Here is a 14,375-nt window from a genome sequence, read left to right as displayed (position 1 = left end):
TGATCATGGCAATGAAAAGAGGTAGCTTTGCTACCTCTTTTATCGTTTATGCGCCTGGCAGTTCTTTTGCCACCTGGCTCAGCGTCTCGACAATGACGTCAATATGCTCTTTTTCAATAATCAGCGGTGGCGATAGGGCAATGGTGTTGCCCATGCTTCGAACCATGACTCCTTTGTCATAGCAGCGCTTCAGAATATCAAAGCCGATGGGCTTGCCGTGGCTGGCTTCGGCGAACTGCACGGCACCAATCAAGCCGTAGTTTCGGATATCAATGATGGAGCTGATGCCTTTTAATGAGTGCAGACCTTGCTCAAAATAACGGCCAATATCACCACTGGCACGCTCCAGCAGACCTTCACGCTGGTAGATGTCCAGTGTCGCTAAACCAGCAGCACAGGCGACAGGGTGACCCGAATAGGTGTAACCGTGGAAGAACTCGACGCTGCCTTCCGGCGCACTGTTAACCACGGTATCGTAGATACTATTCTTGGCAAATACCGCACCTAGCGGCACCACGCCACTGCTGATGCCTTTGGCTGAAGTGATAAGATCTGGAATCACGTCAAACGCTTCAGCGGCGAAGGCAGAACCCAGCCGGCCCCAACCCGTGATCACTTCATCGAAGATTAAAACCACATCATGACGGTCACAAATTTCACGTAGTCGACGTAGGTATCCTTTAGGTGGCAGGATGACACCGCCTGCACCTGAAATGGGCTCAACGATCACCGCGGCAACCGACTCGGCACCGTGGAACTGGATCAGCTTTTCAAGTTGTTCGGCTTTTTCCACGCCGAACTCAGGCAATCCCTGGCTAAAAGCGTTACGGCTAATATCTAACGTGTGGTCTAAGTGGTCTGTTGCTAGCAGGGGGCCAAAGCCTTTCCGGTTGGGGGTTAAACCGCCAACCGAGATACCGCCGAAGTTAACCCCGTGGTAGCCAAGTTCGCGACCGATAAGCTTAAACTTACCGGTGTTGCCTTTTGCCTGTTGGTAAGCCAGGGCAATTTTCAGTGCACTTTCGACCGCCTCAGAACCTGAGTTAGTGAAAAAGACTTTATCCAGCCCGGGAGGGGTGAATTTCACTAAGCGTTCGGCAAATTCAAAACCGATATCGTGACCAAAGTTAAACGGTGAACTGTAATCGAGCTCCGCGACCTGCTTGGCCATTGCCTCGCCGATCTCTTTGCGGCCATGGCCAGCGTTAACACACCACAGACCTGCGGTAGCGTCTAACAGTCGGGTGTTTTGGTCTGAATAGCAATACATGCCTTCAGCACGGTTGATGATGCGTGGATTTTGTTTGAAATCGCGGTTAGCGGTAAAAGGCATCCAGAAGGCATCGTAGCTTACTTTTCTTTCCATGTTCGACAAACTCTGTGGTTGTTAATGTGACAGAGATGTTATCGATGGCAAGGGATGGATAAAATCATTTCGATTAAATATAAAGGTTTACCGCTATCAAACAATCGAGCTGTTGAATCACTCAATGGTATTTACCGAGTTTGCACTCAGCGTGGTGTGCAAAAAGTTTACAAAAGCTTTTGCTGCGGTAGAAAGATAGTGGCTCGATTTCCAGCCAATCCCTAGCCGCAGCGGAATCGGAGGATCAAAAGGCACCGCTTTCAGCTCAGCATCGTCTTTGACCAAGATTGGCAAGCAGGTACCAATTCCGATGTGTCGTTTGACCATCGACTTTAGCAGTTCAGGTAAGTTGGTTTCAAAGTGGATATTGGGCTCGATTTTGTGCGCCTGACAGTAACTGTTCACCGTTTCACGCAGGAAATAACCGTTTTTAAACAGCACCAGCGGTTGCTGGCAGAACTCAGCCAGCGAAATACTCTCACGTGCTGCAAAAGGGTGATTTTGTGGTACGCATGCCACGATTTGATCTTGGGACAGTACACTTTGGCGAATTTGGTCGTGCTGTCTGTCGCCACGAATCAGGGCTAAATCTAATTCTCCATTGACCAGCTTCTGTGCCAGGGTAGCCGTACCGGCTTCATGGATGTTGATTTGTATCCCTGGGTAAGCTTTTTTGAACTGCTCTAGCGCATCGGGCAGGTAGTAAGACGCCAGCATGGCGGAAACGCCAAAATTAATCACCCCGCTGGTGAGCCCCTTGAGTTCCTGGATCTCTTTTTCGGCCTGTTCGACATCTTCCAGGATCTTTCTGGCATGACGAAGCAGAACTTGTCCTTCGGCCGTCAGGCTCATTTGTCTTTCGGTTCGGTTAATCAGCTTCAACTCTAATTGCTGTTCTAACTTTTTGATGCTGGTGCTCAACGCCGATTGAGCAATACCAAGCTGATCCGCCGCTTTAGTGAAATTACCGGTTTGTGCCAATTGATTGAAATAGTGCAGCCGTTTTAAATCCACCTCGAACACCTATCATCTGTTTTGTGTATGGAAACTATAACTACCATATATTGTTAATATGATCTCGCTGTCGTTATAGTTTTGTCAACTCAAGCGTCGGGCCCTATCGCTTAGCTAAAAACAACAATATATGACGTGACAAGCAGTTTAGCTGCTTAGCCAAAAGGAAGTGAAACAATGAATATTGCTAAGGTTTTCAATAACAACGTAGAAGAACGTTGCGGTTTTACCATTTCCCTTCACCCAGCAAATGAACGCCTGCAAGTCGTGACGCTGGCAAAAGAGACGTTAGATACGTTTTCCGAGCTGATCGAAAATTACAACTTACAGTCAGTGGAGTACAAACCGTTTTTGCGTTTTGCTGTCGCAGACGCGCTGGATAAAGCCTGTGATTATCAGCTGGGTAAGTTTTTGGTTGCCACCATGGAAGACCGTGACACCGCTGCGTTCCTGCTTGAACCAAGTGAAGCAGCGCGCGCCAGCTTTGCCGACACGGATGAGCAACGCGACTTCTTCGTTATTTTATCTACCGCGGTTTCACACCTGATTGGTATCCCCAACTTTGATGCCATGTACGGTAAATACTACGCACGCTTCACCGTTAAAAATGAAGACAACAGCGACAGCTACTTACGCCAGGCCCATCGTCGCATGGAGCTGCACAATGACGGTACTTACGTTAATGAGCGGACCGACTTTGTGCTGATGATGAAGATGGATGAGAAGAATATGCAGATGGGGGATTCACTGCTACTGCATGTGGATGACTGGCAGGATCTGGATCGCTTCTATCATCACCCGATGGCGAAACAAAATATCGTATGGGGCGCGCCACCAAGCAAGAATATTGGTTATAGCATTGAGCACCCGGTGTTCTTCGAAGAAGACAAAAATGGCAAACCGCATATGCTGTTCATTGACCAGTTTGCTCAGCCACAAAACATGCAGCAGGGGCTATATCTGCATCAGATGAGTGAGTCACTGGAAAGCGACAGTAACTGTTTCAACGTGCGTGTTAATGTCGGTTCTATGCTGGTGGTGCAAAACCACTGTTGGCTACATGGCCGTGACAAGTTTGTCGCGGATGCTGGTCTTAAACGTGAGCTTCTGCGTCAGCGTGGTCACTTTACCCGCTAAATGACGACTCCGGATTGGTATCTATAGTCAAACGTCTTTGTCTGCCGCTTAACGTTTCAGGCAAAGGCGTTTCGCTATAACTATAAATAGAGTAAGTGAAGGAGTACGAGCGTGGAAAAAGTGTACGATTATATAGTGATTGGCGGAGGGATTGTCGGCGTTTCAACCGCTTGGCAACTGCAATTACGTCATCCGGATAAGTCGATTCTGCTGGTCGAAAAAGAAGACGGATATTCTTGTCATCAAACCGGCCACAATAGTGGCGTGATCCATGCCGGGGTATATTATGCACCTGGCAGTCTGAAAGCCGAGTTTTGCAAAGCTGGCGTTGAAGCAACAACCCGCTTCTGCGTACAACACAATATACCGGTAGAGAATTGCGGCAAGCTGCTGGTCGCCACCACGCCACTGGAGGTCACCCGCATGCAAGCGCTGTATGAGCGCTGCCTGACTAACGGCCTCGAGGTCGAGCTGATCGACCAGGCTGAGCTGAAAGCCCGTGAACCCAATATCGTTGGTCTGGGGGCTATCGCGGTCTCGACTACCAGCATTGTCAGCTACCGAAAAGTAACGGAAAAAATGGCTGAAGTGTTTGTCGAAGCGGGCGGCGAGGTGGCATTAGGCACCGAGGTAACCGGCTTAAGCGAGTCACGACAGAGCGTCGTCGTTACCGGACAACAGCCACATAAGTCGGTTGCGTTTGAAGGCAAATTCTTGGTGGTCTGTTCCGGGCTGATGGCAGACCGTATGACCAAAATGATGGGGATAGACACGGATTTTCAAATCGTCCCTTATCGCGGTGAATATTACCAGCTGCCGCCGAAATACAACGATATTGTCAATCATCTTATTTACCCCATTCCAGATCCGGATCTGCCGTTTTTGGGCGTGCACTTAACCCGAATGATTGACGGCTCGGTTACCGTGGGTCCCAATGCGGTACAAGGCTGGAAAAGGGAAGGGTATGGCAAGATCAATATCAGCCTTCGTGACGTATTCGACATGCTCCGCTTCCCTGGTTTTTGGAAAGTGTCCGCCAAGCATCTCAAAACCGGTCTGATTGAGACTAAAAACTCTTGGTGGAAACCGGGCTACCTGAAGCTGGTCAATAAATACTGCCCTAAGATTAAACTGGAAGATTTGCAGCCTTACCCGGCGGGAGTCCGCGCGCAGGCGGTGTTAAAAGATGGCACCCTGGTGCATGATTTTTTATTTGCTGAGAGCCCGCGTAGCCTGCATGTCTGTAACGCGCCTTCCCCTGCGGCGACGTCGGCAATACCTATCGGTGGCTATATCTGTGACAAAATCGAGCAGAAGCAGCAAGCAAAAAAGCCCAATGAGGCGATCCCTCAAGTCGCCTGATTGAGCCGATGCGAGGCTCCGCCCAGTAGATTCACCCTACTGGGCTTAATCTGTATTAGGCAAGGTACTTGCTGTTTTTGTTGTAGTAGTCGTGCATGGTCTTAATAAACAGCGAACGCACTTTGTTGATGGCATTGGTTTTCTTGGTAATGGCCATGATCTCTAAATGGAAATAGCGACGCGACGGCGCAATGGCGACCAAGTCGCCGCTTGCCACATACGGCTTGGCATAATGCTCCGGCAAATAGCCAATAAAACGCGAAGACAATAACAGCGCCATTCGTGATTCGTAGTTATAGGCGGTGGCTTTCAGGTTCATATTGGCAAGATGATGATTGATGCGTTCTTGAGTTTTCATTCCCGCGTATACCACCGGGAAACCATCGATAATCTCGTCGGTTAGCTCTTCTTCGGTTAATGATGCCAGTGGGTTATCTCTGCTTGCATACAGATAGCAGATGTCGGTGTAGATATGTTCATACTCCAGCCCTTCTAATGCGCGATGGAAGGGGATAAAGCCAATATCGGCCTCTTCCTGCATCACCATGCGTTCAATTTCCGTCATTCGTGCCACTTCTGCCGTTAGATAGACTTCCTGCGCTAATTTAGAGAACTTGCGGATGACCGCCGGTATGTCGGCACGTTTATCCAAACTTATCGTGTCACTGAACAGAACAGTCAAATTGCCAGAGAGTTGAATGTCCAGGTGGTTGATCGTATTGCGAAAATCTTCTAACTCCCCCAAAAGCTTCACCGTCGCTTCGTACACAACCATGCCTTCTTCGGTGAGAGAAAACCCCGCCCGGCCGCGGCGACACAAAACCAGGTTGAGGCGGGATTCCAGATTTGAGATGTGAATACTAATGGTTGAGCGGCTGATGTTGAGCTCGGTTTCGGCCGCGGAAAAGCCACCGCAATCTGCGACAACTTTAAAGATCTTCAACTGTTTTATTTCATAGTCGCCAATTTGGCCGACGGGGGAAGGGGGCTTGTTCATTGTTTTAGGCTCATAAAACTTTAAGTTTAAAGAGGAATATTTATTCACTCTGGCGGGTTGTTATTATTTTGTTATGCGTTTCAGTGATTATGAGTGATTTTCTGTCATGAATCTTTGAAGCCGATAATATTTCTAACTGTAGGGATCAGAGTGATGAGAGATTTGGATTTAGTGTTTTCTCAAGGCTATATCAATGGAGAGTGGGTCGATGCCACCAATGGCGCAACGGCTGAAGTCGTTAATCCTGCTAGCGGCGAAGTGTTAACCACAGTACCGGATATGGGAACACAAGAAGCCGTCGAGGCGGTCGTCGCGGCCCATGAAGCGTTTAAAACGTGGAGCAAAACAACGGCTAAACATCGCTCTGGGCTACTTAGAAAATGGTTTGATTTAATTGTTGAGAATGCGGAATCCCTGGCAAGGCTCTTGACCAGTGAGCAAGGTAAACCTTACAAAGAAGCCTACGGTGAAGTCATCTATGGTGCGTCCTTTATTGAGTGGTTTGCCGAGGAAGCGAAGCGCAATTACGGCGATGTCATTCCTGCTGCCAACCCAAACAATCGCTACATGACGGTCAAGCAGCCTGTCGGTGTGGTGTCGGCGATCACCCCGTGGAATTTTCCCGTCGCTATGATCACTCGCAAAGTCGGCCCCGCCCTTGCTGCGGGGTGTACGGTGATCGTTAAACCGGGTGAAGATACCCCGTTATGTGCGCTGGCCATGGCGAAACTCGCGGAGCAAGCCGGTATTCCTAAAGGCGTGGTCAATGTGGTGACGACCGCGAGGCCTGCTGAGGTCGGGGGCGTCCTTAGCCAACACCCGTTGGTGCGCAAAGTATCCTTCACCGGCTCAACGCCAGTCGGAAAACTACTGTTGCGCCAAGCGGCGGATACGGTCAAGAAAGTGTCTATGGAGCTTGGTGGTAATGCACCATTTATTGTCTTTGATGACGCCGATATCGATAAAGCGGTGCAAGGCGCGCTGATATCAAAGTATCGTAATGCAGGGCAGACATGTGTCTGTACCAACCGCCTTTATGTGCATGAGGCTGTCTACGATCAGTTTGTCGCCAAATACAGCCAGGCGGTGTCACAACTTAAAATCGGTCATGGTTTAGACGAGGGGACTGAAATCGGCCCGCTGATCAATCAAAAGGCGATTGATAAAATCTCAGCTCTGGTGAGCACGGCGATTGAGCAAGGCGCCACTCTGGTACTTGGGGGCCGCGTATCTGACTTTGGACCGCAGTTTTACCAACCCACCATCCTGACCGATGTGACCGAGCAAATGGATATCGCCCATCAGGAACTGTTTGGTCCGGTTTCAACCATATTCCGCTTTAGTGATGAGCAGGATGTGATTCGCCGCGCCAACGATACGCCGTTTGGTCTTGCCGCCTATTTCTATACCCGGGACAACAGTCGGGTGTGGCGAGTGAGTGAACAACTTGAGTACGGCATCGTCGGCATCAATGAAGGCATTATATCCACGGAAGTGGCGCCATTTGGCGGCGTGAAAGAGTCCGGTTGTGGCCGCGAAGGGTCCAAATATGGCATCGATGACTACCTCGACATCAAGTATCTATGTATGGGGGTCGACAGCCTCTAATGGTTCGCTTTTTCTGGTATGGCTTTCCCTAACCCAGTCAATTGAATTTCTCTGGGGTTCATGTCTTGGCAGCACAGTAGTGCTGCTTTTTTTTGTTTTTTCTTTCTGCGGAAACCTAATCCGGCATTTGTGTCCTGGTACCGTCAGGCATGGCGAAAGCAAAAGGTTTGAGAGTGTTAAAACTTTACTTGGATAAATGTGAATTTAATAAATGTAAATAAATTGTAATCATCTCTAACAAGGTGACAGTGAGGAGATCGTCACTTTCGACTGTAATTGGACGTTAATGCTCCAATAAACAGAATGACAACAAGGAGATAATTCATGTTTAAAACTCTAAGCAAAGTACGCAATCTAACTGTGACTAAACGAGTTGCCGGATATGCACTAGCCCTTTCTAGTACTCTTTTTAGCGCATCTCAGGCATTTGCCGCAGAGCATAATTGGCGTTTCGTGAATCTGTATTCACGTGGTACCGCTTACGGTGAAGTTTACAAGAGCTTTGCAGAGAACATCGAAACCATGTCCAACGGAAGAATTTCAGTTCAGGTCATGTATGCCGGTGAAGGTGTCGGCCAAACCGGTGTGCTTGGTTCGGTAAAGTCTGGCCTGATGACCATGGGGGCGCCATTCCAGCCCATGCATGCGGGTGAGTTCCCGGCCGGGGTAGTAGAAGTCGGCCTGCCTGGCATGACGGATGATGTGGGTGAACTGACCACGCTGTTCCATGAGAAAGGCTGGGGAGAAGTACTGGCAGAGGCCTACGACAAGCAAAACCTTGTTTGGCTGGAACCCTACATCCAGCTGCCGGTGTACGTGCTGACCAAAGAGCCAATTAACTCGATTGAAGATTTCAAAGGCCTGAAAATTCGAGCTCCAGGTGCTTACGGCAAGTTCCTGCGTAATCTGGGAGCATCGCCGGCGTCACTTTCCTGGAGCGAAATTTACACCAGTCTGGCAACCGGTGTTATCGACGGCTCTATCGGCAGTAATATTATCGACCACCGCGATGGTAACCACGTAGAGGTCGCAAAATACATGTATCGGTTACCGATAGCTGGTGCCCAATCCCTGCCTATCGTGGTCAACAAGAGTGCCTGGAACAAGCTGCCAAAAGATCTGCAAGCCATCGTTCGTGCGGCCAGTGTGGTGCATGCCCGTGAGCAGATGACCAAATCGCGTTTGTGGGAATCTCAAGCTATTGCCGATATGGAAGCCAAAGGCATGAAGTGGAGTCCGGAGCCTAGTGCAGCAGATATCGCAAAATGGCATGAAGCGGCCAACTCGCTTTGGGGCGAATATGCGAAATCCGACCAATACAGTCAGAAACTGATCAAAATTGTACAAAATAAATAATTGAAAAAATTGGTGATTTCTCAAGGTGCAAATCACAGGGTAAGTGTCGGATCACTTGGGAAATCACCGCTTGTTTGGGGGCACTTTGCCCCTTTCTCTCTTTGTACTTGGGATGATGTATATGTTGAGTAAGGTATTGTCATGCTATTGCCTGAGCGTAAACCGTCTGGTCTATTGGATCGGTCTTTCCGCTTCAGTGTTGATGCCCATTCTTGCCCTAACCGTTGCGTTTGAGGTCTTCTCTCGTTATGCACTGGGCTCGCCAACCATATGGGCCTATGACGTGTCACTGTTCTTGTTTGGCTACATAGCGGCCCTTGGCGGTGCGCTTGCCCAGCAAAACAAAGCACACATCAATGTCGATGTAATTTATCTGTCAGTGTCTATCCGCTTACGTGCGTTTTTTAATCTGCTCTCTTATTCACTGGCGATCTTTTTTCTTGCGGTGGTCCTGATGATGGCGTTTGGCAAGTTTGAAGAAGCGGTCGAGTTTAACTATCGACGTCAGTCTGAATGGGCCCCTTCAATGGCACATTTCTGGGTGATGCTGGTTGTCGCCTGTGGCTCTTTTATCCTCCAGTTTACCAGCGACATGCTTCAGGACCTGTATTACGTCGTTACGGGCAGGGCGCTGATTGAACAACAACCAGAAACACATGAACAACAAGAAGACTTGGTTGAACAGGCAGGTGATGTATGAGTATCGAAGTCCTGACGCTGCTGTTGATCGGCTGCATTTTATTTAGTTTTGCCCTTGGGGCGCCGGTTGGCTTAGCGCTTGGTGGCATTGCCATGGGTATGGGCTATATGACCTGGGGAGAAGGGATTTTCAACCTGATTCCAACCACTATCGAAAGCAATTTCTTCAGCTTTATTTTATTGGCGATTCCACTCTACATCTACATGGGGCAACTACTGACTCGATCGGGGATCGGTGATGCGATGTTTAACGCCAGTCAAATGGTGATTGGCCGTGTGCGTGGCTCGCTGGCAATCAGTGTAATAGGGGTGTGCTCCATGATTGGAGCCATGGTGGGGATCATCGGTGCCGGAATTATGACATCAGGCAGTATCGCGCTGAAACCTATGCTTGACCGTGGCTACGATAAGCGGCTGGCGCTGGGGGTTATTATGGCCGGCGGCGGACTGGGGATCCTGATTCCGCCGAGTATCCCGATGATCATGTACGCCGCAACCACCCAGAACTCAGTAGGGCGCATGTTCCTGGCCGCCATCATACCCGCTCTGATTTCCATTACTTTGTTAATCGCTTTCGTCGTTATCAGTTGTAAGCTGAACCCGAAAAAAGCGCCTTTAGGGACGGGTGCAGAAAGCTCGATGACAGGCAAAGAGAAGATCCGTACCGCGCGTGACGGCATGTTCTCCCTGCTGCTGATTGTAGCGGTGTTAGGCAGTATTATTACCGGGATTGCGACGCCGACCGAGTCTGGGGCGATTGGTGTCGTTGGGGCGATACTGCTAGCGGTCATATTCAAACGATTCCGTTTCGAGATGTTTAAGTCGTCAGGCTTTGAAACCGCCATGCTCGTCAGCGTATCGATGTGGATCATCCTCGGTGCGTCTGTTTTCAGTAACTTCCACATGTTGAGTGGTGTGCAGAATATGGTGGCAGAGGTCACCCAAGATCTCGGTCTGCCGCCGCTGGGTGTCATTATTCTGCTGCAGGTCATCATGCTGTTGCTCGGTTTTATTATCGACGAGCTGATCATTGTGTTGATGTGTGCGCCTTTGTTCACACCTATAGTAGTTTCATTAGGTTATGATCCTATCTGGTTTGGTATCTTGATGATTTTAAACATCGAAATTGCGGTGCAGACCCCACCTTATGGTTTTGCTCTGTTTTACCTTAAGGGTATCGCGCCACCCGGGGTCAATATGATGGATATCTACCGTTCAATATTGCCGTTTATCTTACTAAAACTGTGCGTACTTGTGCTGTGTATGCTCTTCCCGGAAATCGTAATGTGGCTGCCAAACAAAATCATGGGGGCAAACTAGATGAGTCTGAAACATATATTAATGCCAGTGGACTTGGCTCATACCAATGTGGTGAAAAAAGAGTTAGAAATGGCTCTTAAGCTCATCGACGAGAATGGGGTTATCGACATGCTGTATGTTGATGATGCCAGAATCCACCACAGCATGGTGCCGACTGTTGGCGGTTCGGCTTTTTCCGCCCAACATCAGTGTGCTTTTGACGCGGTTCAAACCATGTTAGAGCAGCTAGTGCCCAAAGCACACCGTGGCAAGAGCATTGTTCGCAATGGTGTAGTGTTTGATGAGGTGGTGGCACAAGCAAAGCAGACCAGAGTTGACGCGATTGTGATGGCATCGGCCAGGCCAAAATTTCGCTCCTACCTGCTCGGTTCTAATGCAGCAAAAGTGGTGCGCCACGCCCCTTGTTCTGTATTTGTCGTCAGATAGGCAGGTAGGTTTAGTACCCCAAATTAGTCCAAACAGCTGTGCAATAGAACGCACAGATACAAAAAGGGCAATAACTCAATGAGTTATTGCCCTTTCCAAACGTTTGGTGGAGCTGGCGGGAGTTGAACCCGCGTCCGAAAACCATTCATCTTTGGTACTACATGCTTAGTCGATCTTTAATTTCACTACCGCCTGCGAACCGACACGCGAACGAATAGCTAACCTGAATTAAATCTTACGCTTCATCCCTCAGGTGGGGGAATCCACGCCAGCTTGATTTGGTTTGACCTTCCTGATTTCCCCGTCTTACAAGCGGAAGCTAGGGAGGAAGGGCTCTGAGCAGGTTATTAAGCTGCTAGTGCGTAGTTTTCGTCGTTTGCGACTATTTTTTTGCGGTTTGTTAACGAGGCCTACCGCACCTCGGCATGCACCTTAGACTTCAAAATTCCCGTCGAATCCTAAATCAGCCCCAAGGTTATAACTGCATGGTACCAGAATTCATTAGTCTGTCTAGCACTTAGCGGTTAAGTGGTCATCTTTAACGCAGCGAACTCTTCATTACCCGAGCTTTCTGCCGCTGCCAGTCACGATCTTTAATATCCGTACGTTTATCGTGGAGCTTTTTACCTTTGGCGACACCTATTTTCAGTTTCACCCAGGAACGCGACCAATACAGCGACAGCGCTGCTAAAGTCATACCTTCACGATTTATACGTCCGGTCAGGTTATCCAGTTCACGACGACTCATCAGCAGTTTACGCACCCGTGTTGGATCCGCCACGACATGAGTCGAAGCTTGCTGTAGTGGGGTGATGGTCATACCGCTGATAAAGGCTTCGCCGTTACGCATAAACACGTAGCTTTCTGAAATATTGGCTTTGCCTTGACGCAATGCTTTTACTTCCCAGCCTTGTAGCTCCAAGCCAGCTTCAATTTCATCTTCGATAAAATATTCGTGACGAGCTTTTTTATTCAGCGCGATGGTATTGCTACCCGCTTTTTGTTTTGATTTTTTCTTTGCCATAATAGCCGCATTATACGGATGTCCTATTGGTTGGGAAATGCTTTTGTTTGCTCTCTCAACGAATAACAGTAAAATTGTCCACTTCTGGTCACAGGTGTTACTTGTATGGAGAAGCTATGAAGCAAGTCAGCCGCTCAGCCCTGGTCTCTTTTAGTGCTGAACAAATGTTCAAACTGGTCAATGATGTCGCCAGTTATCCCGATTTCTTGCCGGGGTGCTCAGGTTCACGCGTACTGGAGTCGTCAGATACGGCCATGTTGGCGTCGGTTGATGTTGCAAAAGCCGGGATCAGTAAAACATTTACCACATCCAACGAGTTGAAACACGGGGAGGCAATCCTGATGCACCTGGTGGATGGCCCGTTTAAGACCTTAAAAGGCGGCTGGTTTTTTACCCCTTTGGATGATCAGGCATGTAAAGTGGAACTGAAACTGGAGTTTGAGTTTTCCAGCAAATTAATTGAAATGGCGTTTGGCAAAGTGTTCCATGAGCTGACCAGTAACATGGTCAACGCGTTTACTTCGCGGGCTAAACAGGTGTATCCGTGCTATGAGTATTGAGTCAGACATGATCCATGTTGAGGTGGTTTACGCACTGCCTCACGAACAGCGCGTGTTTACCCTGGTGGTCAATAAATCAATGACAGTGGAAGAGATCATCGATCAGTCCGGCGTGTTAGAGCTTTATCCAGAAATCGACCTGAAAGTGAATAAAGTGGGCGTGTTCAGCCGCAACGTTAAATTGAACGCGACTGTCCGTGATCATGACCGGATAGAGATCTATCGACCACTTTTAGCCGATCCGAAAGAAATTCGCCGCAAACGGGCAGAACAGGCCAAAGCGTCTGGTGCTGCCGACCCTGTTACTGGTGGTAAACCTAGCCCGCAGCGCAAAGGTTAAATTTGGTCATTAGCAGGGAACTGGCTTGACGGCACATCAGCTTGTTCACAGATAACAAAAAGGCTCGCATTGCGAGCCTTTATCAATTTGTAACCAGTTAGTTGATGGTTTCGTAAAAGTCATCACCCTTCGGGAAATCGCCTTTCAGGCTGATTAGCTGTCCGTCGGTATTGAAATCGACAACGAGGTTTTTCTGAATTGAGTCGTTGTGGCCTTCGGTGTGGTGATACACATAATACCAGGTATCGGGGTAGCCATTTTCGATCAACATCGGTGACCCCATCACATAACGAACCTGCTCCTTGGTCATACCAAATTTTAGCTGGTCAACCGCATCTTGTTCGACATAGTTTCCTTGATTTATATCGATTCGGTACACCAACTTCTCTGCCACAGAACAGCCACTGAGCATTGTCATTGCCAGTGGAATTGCGATAAGCCACTTGGTTGCTTGCATAGTTAACATCTTACCCATATACACTTCTAACCGGTCTGAATAATAAACAAGCCGAACCCGAAAGTAAAAAGCTACTGGCTTGATAGGTGCTATTCAGACCATGAAATTTGAATTTGGTTGCAAACCAGTTGTTCAAATTTTGACCGATTATACGTATTCAGGTCGTTGTTGTCGAGCGATCAGGCTGCAATCAACAGTTCGCGGGCGTTGGCCAGGGTCGAATCGGTAATTTCACTGCCTCCCAGTAAGCGAGCCAATTCAGAGATGCGCTGATCGTCATTGAGCTGATGCATCTGTGTTTCTGTGGTGCCTTTGCGCGTTTGTTTGGCGACAAATAACTGCTGGTGGCCACAGCCGGCTACTTGGGGCAGGTGGGTGACGCACAGTACCTGGGTCGATTCACCCAGCTTGCGTAGCATTTTGCCCACTACTGCGGCTGTCGGACCACTGATACCGACATCCACCTCATCAAAAATTAGGCTAGGGGTATCCACTTTCTGGGCGGTAATGACCTGGATCGCAAGGGAAATACGTGACAGTTCACCACCCGATGCGACTTTAGCAATCGGCTGTAATGGCTGGCCGGGGTTGGTGGATACCAGGAAGGTGACCTGATCCATGCCAAGCGGCGAGGGGCGTGCTTCGCTTTGATCGACCTCGATCTGAAATTTGGCTTTTTCCATGCTGAGTTCATGCATACTCTGTGAGA

The 14,375-nt window shown here is 48.8% G+C and carries 14 protein-coding genes, 1 other RNA gene and 1 pseudogene; 9 read left to right on the top strand and 7 right to left on the bottom strand.

The window, feature by feature from the left end:
- Nucleotides 1-46 precede the first annotated feature (46 nt).
- Nucleotides 47-1,366, bottom strand: coding sequence for an aspartate aminotransferase family protein (locus tag ACQY6F_RS03585; RefSeq protein WP_428772241.1), 1,320 nt, complete (start codon nt 1,364-1,366; stop codon nt 47-49).
- Between the two features lie 117 nt (nt 1,367-1,483).
- On the bottom strand, nt 1,484-2,380 hold the full coding sequence (locus ACQY6F_RS03580; protein WP_428772239.1) for a LysR family transcriptional regulator: 897 nt from the start codon (nt 2,378-2,380) through the stop codon (nt 1,484-1,486).
- A gap of 177 nt (nt 2,381-2,557) precedes the next feature.
- Here ACQY6F_RS03580 and glaH point away from each other — a divergent pair, with 177 nt between their 5' ends.
- Both glaH and lhgO read left to right on the top strand, forming a co-directional pair.
- The gene (gene glaH, locus ACQY6F_RS03575) at nt 2,558-3,517 is read left to right on the top strand and encodes a glutarate dioxygenase GlaH (protein ID WP_428772238.1); all 960 of its coding nucleotides are present in this window, start codon (nt 2,558-2,560) and stop codon (nt 3,515-3,517) included.
- A gap of 111 nt (nt 3,518-3,628) precedes the next feature.
- Nucleotides 3,629-4,879 carry an L-2-hydroxyglutarate oxidase gene (gene lhgO / locus ACQY6F_RS03570; RefSeq protein ID WP_428772236.1) on the top strand — a complete coding sequence of 417 codons (1,251 nt, stop codon included), beginning with the start codon at nt 3,629-3,631 and terminating at the stop codon, nt 4,877-4,879.
- 55 nt (nt 4,880-4,934) lie between these two features.
- On the opposite strand, the gene ACQY6F_RS03565 is transcribed toward lhgO, so the two are convergent.
- The gene (locus tag ACQY6F_RS03565) at nt 4,935-5,876 is read right to left on the bottom strand and encodes a LysR family transcriptional regulator (RefSeq protein WP_428772234.1); all 942 of its coding nucleotides are present in this window, start codon (nt 5,874-5,876) and stop codon (nt 4,935-4,937) included.
- Nucleotides 5,877-6,029: 153 nt separating this feature from the next.
- Between ACQY6F_RS03565 and ACQY6F_RS03560 the strand changes: the two genes are divergently transcribed.
- The 5 genes from ACQY6F_RS03560 (at nt 6,030) to ACQY6F_RS03540 (ending at nt 11,285) form a co-directional block, all read left to right on the top strand.
- Complete coding sequence (locus ACQY6F_RS03560) at nt 6,030-7,484, top strand: NAD-dependent succinate-semialdehyde dehydrogenase (protein WP_428772232.1); 1,455 nt, start codon at nt 6,030-6,032, stop codon at nt 7,482-7,484.
- 324 nt (nt 7,485-7,808) lie between these two features.
- Nucleotides 7,809-8,840 carry a TRAP transporter substrate-binding protein gene (locus tag ACQY6F_RS03555; protein ID WP_428772230.1) on the top strand — a complete coding sequence of 344 codons (1,032 nt, stop codon included), beginning with the start codon at nt 7,809-7,811 and terminating at the stop codon, nt 8,838-8,840.
- Nucleotides 8,841-8,961: 121 nt separating this feature from the next.
- Nucleotides 8,962-9,540 (top strand): TRAP transporter small permease subunit, encoded by a 579-nt coding sequence (locus ACQY6F_RS03550; RefSeq protein ID WP_428772228.1) that lies wholly within the window; start codon nt 8,962-8,964, stop codon nt 9,538-9,540.
- Nucleotides 9,537-10,859 (top strand): TRAP transporter large permease, encoded by a 1,323-nt coding sequence (locus ACQY6F_RS03545; RefSeq protein WP_428772226.1) that lies wholly within the window; start codon nt 9,537-9,539, stop codon nt 10,857-10,859. Before ACQY6F_RS03550 ends, ACQY6F_RS03545 begins: the two co-directional genes overlap by 4 nt.
- A complete protein-coding gene (locus ACQY6F_RS03540) occupies nt 10,860-11,285 on the top strand; it encodes a universal stress protein (RefSeq protein ID WP_428772225.1) in 426 nt (141 codons plus the stop codon).
- A gap of 104 nt (nt 11,286-11,389) precedes the next feature.
- On the opposite strand, the gene ssrA is transcribed toward ACQY6F_RS03540, so the two are convergent.
- Both ssrA and smpB read right to left on the bottom strand, forming a co-directional pair.
- Nucleotides 11,390-11,756: a transfer-messenger RNA gene (gene ssrA, locus ACQY6F_RS03535) on the bottom strand.
- Nucleotides 11,757-11,823: 67 nt separating this feature from the next.
- Nucleotides 11,824-12,309 carry an SsrA-binding protein SmpB gene (gene smpB, locus ACQY6F_RS03530; RefSeq protein WP_428772224.1) on the bottom strand — a complete coding sequence of 162 codons (486 nt, stop codon included), beginning with the start codon at nt 12,307-12,309 and terminating at the stop codon, nt 11,824-11,826.
- 116 nt (nt 12,310-12,425) lie between these two features.
- Between smpB and ACQY6F_RS03525 the strand changes: the two genes are divergently transcribed.
- A complete protein-coding gene (locus ACQY6F_RS03525) occupies nt 12,426-12,869 on the top strand; it encodes an SRPBCC family protein (protein ID WP_428772222.1) in 444 nt (147 codons plus the stop codon).
- On the top strand, nt 12,859-13,209 hold the full coding sequence (locus tag ACQY6F_RS03520; protein ID WP_428772221.1) for an RnfH family protein: 351 nt from the start codon (nt 12,859-12,861) through the stop codon (nt 13,207-13,209). The genes ACQY6F_RS03525 and ACQY6F_RS03520 overlap by 11 nt, the downstream gene beginning before the upstream one ends.
- Before the next feature lie 97 nt (nt 13,210-13,306).
- Here ACQY6F_RS03520 and bamE read toward each other — a convergent pair whose 3' ends face one another.
- Both bamE and ACQY6F_RS03510 read right to left on the bottom strand, forming a co-directional pair.
- Nucleotides 13,307-13,666: an outer membrane protein assembly factor BamE gene (gene bamE, locus ACQY6F_RS03515; RefSeq protein WP_428772325.1), complete on the bottom strand. Its 360-nt coding sequence runs from the start codon at nt 13,664-13,666 to the stop codon at nt 13,307-13,309.
- 179 nt (nt 13,667-13,845) lie between these two features.
- Nucleotides 13,846-14,375: pseudogene (locus ACQY6F_RS03510) on the bottom strand (DNA repair protein RecN); the annotation flags it as partial.

This window comes from Vibrio sp. (genome assembly GCF_050299255.1).
Taxonomy (GTDB): Bacteria; Pseudomonadota; Gammaproteobacteria; order Enterobacterales; family Vibrionaceae; genus Vibrio.
This window is presented reverse-complemented; position numbering and strand designations above follow the sequence as displayed.

Excerpts from the sequence above, each read along its gene's own strand:
- ACQY6F_RS03585 (WP_428772241.1), bottom strand. The coding sequence starts at position 1,366 with ATGGAAAGAAAAGTAAGCTACGATGCCTTCTGGATGCCTTTTACCGCT.
- glaH (WP_428772238.1), top strand. The coding sequence starts at position 2,558 with ATGAATATTGCTAAGGTTTTCAATAACAACGTAGAAGAACGTTGCGGT.
- ACQY6F_RS03565 (WP_428772234.1), bottom strand. The coding sequence starts at position 5,876 with ATGAACAAGCCCCCTTCCCCCGTCGGCCAAATTGGCGACTATGAAATA.
- ACQY6F_RS03560 (WP_428772232.1), top strand. The coding sequence starts at position 6,030 with ATGAGAGATTTGGATTTAGTGTTTTCTCAAGGCTATATCAATGGAGAG.
- ACQY6F_RS03555 (WP_428772230.1), top strand. The coding sequence starts at position 7,809 with ATGTTTAAAACTCTAAGCAAAGTACGCAATCTAACTGTGACTAAACGA.
- ACQY6F_RS03550 (WP_428772228.1), top strand. The coding sequence starts at position 8,962 with ATGTTGAGTAAGGTATTGTCATGCTATTGCCTGAGCGTAAACCGTCTG.
- ACQY6F_RS03545 (WP_428772226.1), top strand. The coding sequence starts at position 9,537 with ATGAGTATCGAAGTCCTGACGCTGCTGTTGATCGGCTGCATTTTATTT.
- ACQY6F_RS03540 (WP_428772225.1), top strand. The coding sequence starts at position 10,860 with ATGAGTCTGAAACATATATTAATGCCAGTGGACTTGGCTCATACCAAT.
- smpB (WP_428772224.1), bottom strand. The coding sequence starts at position 12,309 with ATGGCAAAGAAAAAATCAAAACAAAAAGCGGGTAGCAATACCATCGCG.
- ACQY6F_RS03525 (WP_428772222.1), top strand. The coding sequence starts at position 12,426 with ATGAAGCAAGTCAGCCGCTCAGCCCTGGTCTCTTTTAGTGCTGAACAA.
- ACQY6F_RS03520 (WP_428772221.1), top strand. The coding sequence starts at position 12,859 with ATGAGTATTGAGTCAGACATGATCCATGTTGAGGTGGTTTACGCACTG.
- bamE (WP_428772325.1), bottom strand. The coding sequence starts at position 13,666 with ATGCAAGCAACCAAGTGGCTTATCGCAATTCCACTGGCAATGACAATG.